The 2,508-nt window shown below is 62.1% G+C and carries 2 protein-coding genes; one reads left to right on the forward strand and one right to left on the reverse strand.

Annotated elements, in window-relative coordinates; genetic code table 11:
• Positions 1 to 248 precede the first annotated feature (248 nt).
• Entirely contained in the window at positions 249 to 1,361 is a 1,113-nt protein-coding gene (ruvB, locus tag ACVW0R_RS13400; RefSeq protein ID WP_011430676.1) for a Holliday junction branch migration DNA helicase RuvB, read from the forward strand.
• Positions 1,362 to 1,398: 37 nt separating this feature from the next.
• Here the strand turns inward: ruvB and ACVW0R_RS13405 are convergent.
• The coding region (locus tag ACVW0R_RS13405) for a phycobilisome rod-core linker polypeptide (protein ID WP_457502196.1) at positions 1,399 to 2,508 on the reverse strand (1,110 nt) is incomplete at its 5' end.

Raw genomic sequence — 2,508 nt, forward strand, 5'->3', positions numbered from 1 at the left:
ATGCACGAGCGGAATGCGCACAACTTCCCGCTGGACCTGGCGGCGGTGGAAGTGGCGCCGGCCATCCGCGGCTAATCCACTCCTGACCTAGTCGATCAGTCCTTCTTGAATCCCCTGGCAGACGCTGGGGGGTTTTTTCTTCTACCGCCCTCTCCGATCCAGGTGGGAGACCAAAATGGCAAACGGTTTCACCAGGATCTTTCCCCCAGTCAGTTAGAGTAGGGCTATCGCATCTGCGAGTAAAGGATATGGCGATCATTTCTTCTCGGGCTGCGGGGGCTGAGGATCCCGGGCAGCGGCAGCAAAAGAGTTCTGCTCGCAGAAGAGAGTCGAAATTGGCTTTTGCTAGGGCGGAAGGGCTACTGCAACCGCAGGCTCACCCCAGCGAAGCTCAAGAAGAATCCCTGCGCCCGCGCACCCTGGCAGAGTACATTGGCCAGACAGAGCTGAAGGAAGTGCTCTCCATCGCTATTGCAGCGGCCCGCGCCCGCGGGGAGCCTTTGGATCACCTGCTGTTCTACGGCCCGCCTGGCTTGGGCAAAACCACGGTGGCCGCGGTGCTGGCGGCGGAGATGGGATCCCGCTTCTACATGACCACGGCCCCGGCGCTGGAGAGCCCCCGTGACATTGCCGGCTACTTGGTGCGCCTGAAGCAGGGGGACGTGCTGTTTATCGACGAGATCCACCGCCTGCCCAAGGTAACCGAAGAGCTGCTCTATCCAGCAATGGAGGATTTTCGCCTCGACATCACTGTTGGCAAGGGACGCTCGGCCCGCATCACCTCCATACCCCTGGAGCGCTTTACCCTCATCGGGGCCACTACCCGCATTGGCGCTCTGACTTCGCCGCTGCGGGATCGCTTTGGCCAGGTGCAGCGGCTGCGCTTCTATGAGCCCCACGAACTGGCGGAAATTGTGTTGCGCAGCGCTCGCCTCTTGAACACCTCCATTGACCGAGCGGGAGCCGAGGAGATTGCCCGCCGATCCCGAGGCACACCGCGCATTGCCAACCGCCTCCTGAAGCGAGTGCGCGATTATGCCCAGGTGCGGGGGGATGGCCACATCAGCCGTGAGGTGGCAGCCGCTGCCCTGGAGCTGTTTCAGGTGGATCCCATGGGTTTGGACTGGACGGATCGCAAGCTGCTGACGGTACTGGTGGAGCAGTTTGGGGGAGGGCCCGTGGGCTTGGAGACCATGGCCGCAGTGACAGGTGAAGATCCCCAGACAATTGAGGAGGTGTACGAGCCCTACCTGCTGCAGATTGGCTACCTGCAGCGCACGCCAAGGGGTCGGGTGGTTACCCCCGCTGCCCTGCAGCACTTAGGCTACACAGCCCAGTCCCCTCTGCCTGTGTGGAGCTAATGGTTTTCCTCTCCCACCAGGGGAGAGGGGGGTTGAGCTAGCTGCGATCGTTGCTGCCAACAGGTCTGAAACTGGGCACCACGAGCTCCTTGTTTTGCTTGGTGAGGCGGCCATACAGCTCTTGGGTGTTGGGGAAGTTGGCCGCCGGCAAGGTGGGGAAGCGGCGATAGGGCACCGTGTCCTCGCCGAAGAGATCGCGATACTCCTGGGTGTTGAGCAGGGCGCGCACGAAGGCCTTCAACCCCTGGGTGGCCAAGATCTGGTTGTACTTGCGGATCTCCTGCTGGTTTAGGGGTGCGCGGCCCAGGAAGTGCTTGGTGCCCAGCTCGATCACCTTGGTATTGGGATAGGGAGCGTAGAACTCGGAGCGGTACAGTTCCGAGCACCCCAGCGCCTCGACGAACTCCTTGACGGTGATCTCGCCATTGCGCAGCTTGGACTCGGCAGAGCTGAGCTCGGCGCTGATGTTGTAGATGTCCATGTCGCGCTCGAAGATCTGCCGGTAGGCGGCGCGGATGAGGTTGTTGACCTCGGCTTTGTTGGCCAGGCTGGTGAGCTTGAAGATGGGTACCTCCTGGCGCACCTTGGGCACCCCCTGCTGGACTCGCCGCTGGATCTCCAGCTCGCCGGAGGGCTTGTCCTGGGGCTGGCCCAGCTTGACAAAGAGGGGGATATCGTCGTCGGTGCGGATGGGCCTGGTGACCACGGCCATGTCGCTGGATCCGGGGCGCATGCGCCGCCGCGCTAGACCGGCAGGGGTGAGGTAGCGCTCGTAGGGCACGACGTCTTCCCCGAAGACCTGCTGGTACTCCTCGCTGTCGAGGATGGCGTCCACCACGGCGTAGAAGCCCTGCTTGGAGGCAATGTCGAACAGCCGGTTCATCTCCTGCCGGCCGTAGGTGGGCCGGCCCAGCAGCTTGCGGTGGATGAACTCGATGGCCTTGCAGACATAGAGACTAGACCAGTACTTGTTGCGGAACAGATCTGACTTGGCCAACTGGCGGACAAACTCTTTGACGGTAATCTCGCCCGACTCCAGCTTGATCTCCCAGCGGGTTAGCCGTTGGCCTTCATAGGGCACATAGCCGTACACCTGCTGGTAGCAGGCGCGGATCACCGCTTGCGTCGAGACTTCGCTGCCAACAAC

Source organism: Thermostichus sp. MS-CIW-15 (assembly GCF_054060575.1).

What these genes read in the sequence shown, in the direction of transcription:
- ruvB (WP_011430676.1), top strand. Translation starts at nt 249, where the DNA reads ATGGCGATCATTTCTTCTCGGGCTGCGGGGGCTGAGGATCCCGGGCAG.